Here is a 6025-nt window from a genome sequence, read left to right on the forward strand (position 1 = left end):
TATGGCGGAACCTCCACGCCAATTGCCCCTGGATTTGCCTTATGAGGCAGCGCTTGGCCGCGATGATTATCTTGTCGGGCGGTCCAATCAGGCAGCATATGAACTGCTTGAAAGTTGGCCGAATTGGCCGTCGCCTGTTGTTATTCTGGCTGGGCCTGTTGGCGCGGGTAAAACCCATCTTGTGGAAGCGTTGCGCGCCGATAGCGGTGCTGCCGTTGTGGCTGCGCCGAAACTGGAGGAGGCATCGGTGCCAGACCTCGTTGCGGCTGGCTCTGTGGTGGTTGAAGACGCTCATCAGGGTGTGAATGAGACGGCTCTGTTTCATCTTCTCAATGCGGCGAGACAAGCTGGCGTGCTTGTTTTGATTACCAGCCGGACATGGCCTGCGACTTGGAGCATTCAGCTGCCCGATCTCTTGTCCCGCTTGCGCGCAGCCACACCTGTCGAAATCCTGGAACCGGATGATGATCTCCTGCGGCAAGTTCTCTTGAAATTGTTTTCAGATCGCCAGCTTGCCGTAGACTTTGCAGTGATTGATTATCTTGTTGTTCGGATGGAACGCTCGCTGGAAGTGGCTATCAATGCTGTTGATGCGATTGACCGTGAAGCACTCGCAGGTCGAGTAAAAATTACCAAGCAACTGGCAGGTAAAGTTCTGGACAGGGTGCAGGGCGGATGATGCAGGTTAGACGAAGTGCTAAAAGCGGACTTGGTGCAAACAATTAAGCCGCTCCAGGTTATCAGGTATATCGTGTCGACGCGGCACTAAAACATGAGGGCCAAAGGCAGCCATGAACGAGACAATCGATCTGACGGATGCATTTGAGGCAGCAACCAAGGCACCTAAATCCGTTACCAAGGAAGTCTTGGAACAAGGGACCGAGCTGATCAGCTCGCCTGATCGGTTCATGAACCGGGAGCTCTCGTGGCTGCAGTTCAATCACCGGGTTCTGGAAGAATCCATGAACCGCAACCACCCGCTGTTGGAACGGCTGCGGTTTCTCTCAATTTCTGCGAACAACCTCGATGAATTTTTTATGGTCCGGGTCGCTGGTCTTGTCGGCCAGCAGCGTGCAAACGTCTCTGACCTTTCCGATGATGGACTGACGCCAACCGAACAACTTGACCGCATCGGAGCCGCCGTCAGCAAGTTGCAGGCATCGCAACAGCAAATGTGGCGCGAGCTGAGGTCAGAAATCGTTGATTACGGGATTGAGATTGTCCGTAGCGAAGACCTGACCGGTGACGATCAGACGTGGCTGGAAGAGTATTTCCTGTCCTACATTTTCCCGGTTTTGACGCCGATGGCGATTGATCCGGCGCACCCATTTCCGTTTATTCCCAACTTGGGTTTTTCGGTCGTTTATGAATTGTTGCCGAATGAAGGCGGTCCGGCGCGCATTGCCTTGCTCCGTATCCCGTTGCAGCTTAAACGGTTTGTTCGTTTGCCGGATGGACCTGAAGGCGCAGCGCGATTTATTGCGGTTGAGAGAGTTGCCGGGCTGTTTATTGATCAGCTGTTTCCCGGGCATGAGATAGTCGGGCAGGGCGCGTTCCGGATTATCCGGGACAGCGATATCGAGATTGAGGAAGAGGCGGAAGACCTTGTTCGTCTGTTTGAAAGCGCACTCAAGCGTCGTCGCCGTGGGTCTGTTATCCGATTGGAAATCCATGACACGACGCCGCCCTCTTTGAGGGAGTTTGTTGCCGAAGCGCTGGATGTGACGGAAGCAGAGACGTTCCTTGCTGACGGCCTTCTGGCTCTCAACAACTTGTCACAGCTTGTCGACCTTGATCGAAAGGACTTGAAGTTCAAGCCCTACACGGCGCGGTTTCCGGAACGTGTTCGCGAGCACGGGGGAAACTGCTTCGCCGCAATCAATCAAAAAGACATCATAGTTCATCACCCGTATGAATCTTTTGATGTTGTTGTTCAGTATCTACGGCAGGCAGCGCGCGACCCGGATGTTGTGGCGATCAAGCAGACGCTTTATCGCACATCCAACAACTCCCCAATTGTCAAAGCTCTGGCAGAGGCGGCTGAAGCGGGAAAGTCCGTTACAGCGCTTGTCGAACTCAAGGCCCGATTTGACGAGGAAGCAAATATCAAATGGGCGCGTGATCTAGAGCGTGCTGGCGTACAGGTCGTGTTCGGGTTTATCGAACTAAAGACCCATTCCAAGCTTTCCATGGTGGTCCGGCGTGAGCACGGGCACCTGAAAACCTACTGCCACATTGGAACCGGCAACTATCATCCGATTACAGCGCGGATTTACGAAGACCTTTCGTATTTTACGGACGATCCGCAAATCGCACGTGATGCAGCCAAGGTGTTCAATTACATCACTGGGTATGCGGAGCCGGATGAGCTCGACCACTTGATGGTTTCGCCCATAAATCTGCGCTCGAAAATGCTGGAGCTGACCAAGGCAGAGATTGAACATGCCAAGGCAGGGCGACCGGCCCAAATCTGGATGAAAATGAACTCGCTCGTCGATCCGGAAATTATCGATGCGCTTTATGAGGCGAGCTGTGCCGGTGTGCAGGTAGATCTGGTCATCCGGGGGATCAGTTGCTTGCGTCCTGGGATCCCGGAGCTTTCAGAAAACATCCGTGTCAAATCGATCGTTGGCCGGTTTCTGGAGCATTCGAGAATTTTCTGTTTTGGCAATGGTCATGGTCTTCCATCACCCGAAGCGCATGTGTATATGGGCTCCGCCGATTTGATGCCTCGAAACATTGACCGGCGGGTAGAAGTGCTCACGCCTTTGCTTACACCGACCGTGCATGAGCAGGTGCTGGATCAGATCATGGTCGCCAACTTGAAGGATAACCAGCAAAGCTGGCGCATCCTGCCAAATGGTGCTCATGAGCGGATTATGCCCTTGGCAAACGAAGAGCCCTTCAACGCCCACAAGTATTTCATGACCAATCCGTCCTTGTCCGGACGGGGAAAGTCTTTGAAGAGCAACCGGCCTCGGCCATTCTCTAGCCGCCCAAAGCGGGGTTGAAATGACTGGTACTCAGGAACCGACACGCGGGCGATTGAACGGATCGGGGCCGCTGGCCGTTGTCGATATCGGTTCAAACTCGGTGCGGATTGTCGTCTATGAGCGTGAAGCGCGCACGCCAACCATGCTCTTTAACGAAAAGACTTTGGCTGGTCTTGGACGAGGCGTTGCAGCAACAGGTGAGCTGGCAGAAGATTCGGTTGCCAAGGCGCTGAATGCACTAAAGCGTTATCGGGCTCTCAGTGAGCATATTGGCGTCAAGAAAACCTATGTGGTTGCTACGGCAGCCGTTCGCGACGCCACCAATGGCTCAAAGTTCGTCCGCGATGTGGAAGAGGTGATCGGCGCGCCCGTGCGTATTCTCGATGGCGGTGAAGAGGCGCATTATTCGGCGCTGGGCATAGTTGCCGGCTTTTGGAAACCGCACGGAATTGTCGGCGACCTAGGCGGTGGCAGTCTTGAGCTTGTCGAAGTGTCCGACAAGGTCGTTGGCGACGGCGAGACTTTTCCGCTCGGTGGTCTGCGGCTGAGCGAAGACGCTGATGGCAAGATTTCCAAAGCACAGAAGATCGTTGAAGAGAGCCTCAAGTCGTTCAAGTGGCCTGCCATGAACGATGGGGAACGGACGTTCTTCGCGGTTGGTGGAACCTGGCGCTCACTTGGGCGTTTGCATCTGGTGCAAAATGGGTATCCGCTGCACGTCATGCACAATTATGAGATTTCAGGGGAAGAGGCACTGGCCTTTTGCCAATCCGTGCAAGTGAAAGACCTTGAAGGCGTTGACAACGCTGATTGCATCTCCAAGCAGCGCCGCAGTCTTGTTCCTTTCGGTGCGGTTGTCATGGAGCAGGTTCTAAAATCCATGAAGGCTGACCGAGTGGTGTTTTCAGCCACGGGCGTGCGGGAAGGGCTGTTGCATGAATATCTGCCGGAGGAACTGCAAGCACAGGACCCGGTCATAGAGGCAGCGCGTGAACTTTCGCTTCTTCGGGCACGCTCACCCCAGCACGGTGAGGAACTGATTGCCTGGACGGATGCGATTTTTGATGAAATGTCGGTGACCGAGACGGGATATGAACGGCGCTTGAGACATGCGGCCTGTCTTCTGGCTGATATCGGTTGGCGGGCGCACCCGGATTATCGCGGCGAGCAGAGCTTTAACATTATTTCCAATGCTGCGTTTGTGGGTTTGGATCATGCAGGCCGCGCGTATCTGGCCGCTGCCGTGTTCTATCGGCATCAGGGGCTGGGCGAGGGGAACCTATCGAACGTCATTCGTGCGCTGTTCACCGAGCGTCTGAAAGTGCGTGCAAAAATTCTCGGGGCAGTCTTGCGGGTCGCATCCCTGTTGAGCGCGTCCATGGCTGGCACGCTGGCACTCACCACAATTCGCAAGGACGATTGCGATTTGGTTCTCGAACTGCCAAGCAATCTTGAAGCTTTTGAAGGCGAACGCCTCCGCAAGCGCCTCATGCAGCTTGCCAAGGTGCTGCGGCTAGAGAACGCGCGCATGGAAATCGTGGACTGAGTTTGATCAGTCCTTAAAATCAGAAAAAATAGGAAAGGGCCGTCGTCCGGCCCTTTTGTTTCGTTTATCAGACACAGAATTATCTATAGCCCTCGGACTTGTATTTCTTTTCCAAGTCGTGAAGGGACTTCAGATAAGCACTGGCATTCCAGGTGCCGTTTTGTGGAGAGCCGAGTTTTCCAGATTTGGCCATCTCAAGTGTATCCTGCTCGGCTTTTTGAAAGGCAGTGTACTTCCAAGCATCTGCAGGTGTGTTGCCGCTGCTATTCGTTGACTGGCAGCCAGTTAAAATAATCGCAAAAGTAGCAATGATGCTTGCGGCAAGCAGATTTCGATTACCAATTCGAAGCACTGAACTATCCTATTTCTATCGGTTGGTTTTGAATTGAGCTGGAAGCGGGCCTGAGCCCGTTGTCCGAATGCAAATTATTCCGCTGCGTGGGTGAGGTTGTCCTCTGCAGGCGGAGTGGACGTCTCTTGGTCAATCGCAACAATTTTGCGGCCCTTGAACGCGAGTGCGACCTTGCCGTGTTTGAGCTTCAGGGCGAGCTGACCGAACAGCTCCATACGCCAGCCTTTGAGTGCGGCAACATCCGCCTCATCATCAGCTGCGATCTTTTCAAGATCATCAACGGTTGCGATCACCTTTGCTGCGACGCCGTGGCTTTCGCTGACCATCTTCAAAAGAACCTTGAGGAGATCAACGGCAGCTGCTGATCCATCTGGAGCAGGTTTTCCCTTGGGCAGACGCGGGATCTGCTCCTTTGGAATGGCTTGCCCCCGCTTGACAGCGTTGACAATTGCTTCGCCGGACTTGGATCGCTCAAAGCCCTTGGGAATGGTTCTCAGGCGCGATAGCTTTTCAGCATCATCGGGTTGTTGGGATGCAATTTCATAAATCGCATCGTCCTTGATGACCCGGTTGCGCGGCACATTACGAGACTGGGCTTCCTTTTCGCGCCAAGCCGCCACTTCCATCATCACCGCCAGCTCTTTGGGCTTACGGACCCGCATTTTGAGGCGTTTCCAGGCGTTTTCCGGCTCAGAGCGATAGGTGTTTTCCGACGTGAGGATTTCCATCTCATCCTGCACCCAGTGGCTTCGGCCCTGTTCTGCAAGGTTTGCCTTCAGAAACTGGTAGACATCGCGAAGATGGGTCACATCAGCAAGCGCATATTCCAGCTGCTTTTGTGTCAGTGGACGGCGAGACCAGTCAGTAAAGCGGGAAGACTTGTCGATCTGTGCCCCGGTCACCTTGTAGACCAGCTGGTCATAGGAAATCGAATCACCAAATCCGCACACCATGGCCGCGACTTGAGAGTCAAACAGCGGCGCGGGGATCAGTTTGCCCAGATGGTAGACGATTTCTACGTCCTGCCGAGCCGCATGAAAGACCTTGGTCACATTGCGGTCAGCCATCAGCTCAAAGACGGTCGAGTGACAGCATCAGCCATGCATCCACGATGACGACATGTCAGCCCGCCAT

Annotated in this window: 4 protein-coding genes and 1 pseudogene; 3 read left to right on the forward strand and 2 right to left on the reverse strand. The window is 54.1% G+C overall.

Annotation, left to right across the window (positions count from 1 at the left end):
* Nucleotide 1 precedes the first annotated feature (1 nt).
* The 3 genes from TRICHSKD4_RS24305 (at nucleotide 2) to TRICHSKD4_RS24315 (ending at nucleotide 4539) form a co-directional block, all read left to right on the forward strand.
* The gene (locus tag TRICHSKD4_RS24305; RefSeq protein ID WP_009759898.1) at nucleotides 2-679 is read left to right on the forward strand and encodes a hypothetical protein; all 678 of its coding nucleotides are present in this window, start codon (nucleotides 2-4) and stop codon (nucleotides 677-679) included.
* A 112-nt stretch (nucleotides 680-791) separates the two neighbouring features.
* The gene (locus tag TRICHSKD4_RS24310) at nucleotides 792-3011 is read left to right on the forward strand and encodes an RNA degradosome polyphosphate kinase (protein ID WP_009759899.1); all 2220 of its coding nucleotides are present in this window, start codon (nucleotides 792-794) and stop codon (nucleotides 3009-3011) included.
* Between the two features lies 1 nt (nucleotide 3012).
* The gene (locus tag TRICHSKD4_RS24315) at nucleotides 3013-4539 is read left to right on the forward strand and encodes a Ppx/GppA phosphatase family protein (RefSeq protein WP_040617391.1); all 1527 of its coding nucleotides are present in this window, start codon (nucleotides 3013-3015) and stop codon (nucleotides 4537-4539) included.
* Nucleotides 4540-4618: 79 nt separating this feature from the next.
* Here TRICHSKD4_RS24315 and TRICHSKD4_RS24320 read toward each other — a convergent pair whose 3' ends face one another.
* Together TRICHSKD4_RS24320 and rnd are read right to left on the reverse strand one after the other, a co-directional pair.
* Nucleotides 4619-4891, reverse strand: a complete 273-nt coding sequence (locus TRICHSKD4_RS24320) for a hypothetical protein (protein WP_009759901.1) — start codon at nucleotides 4889-4891, stop codon at nucleotides 4619-4621.
* A gap of 74 nt (nucleotides 4892-4965) precedes the next feature.
* Nucleotides 4966-5967 (reverse strand): annotated as a pseudogene (rnd, locus tag TRICHSKD4_RS24325) (ribonuclease D); the annotation flags it as partial.
* Nucleotides 5968-6025 lie beyond the last annotated feature (58 nt).

The organism is Roseibium sp. TrichSKD4 (assembly GCF_000148725.1).
Taxonomy (GTDB): domain Bacteria; phylum Pseudomonadota; class Alphaproteobacteria; order Rhizobiales; family Stappiaceae; genus Roseibium.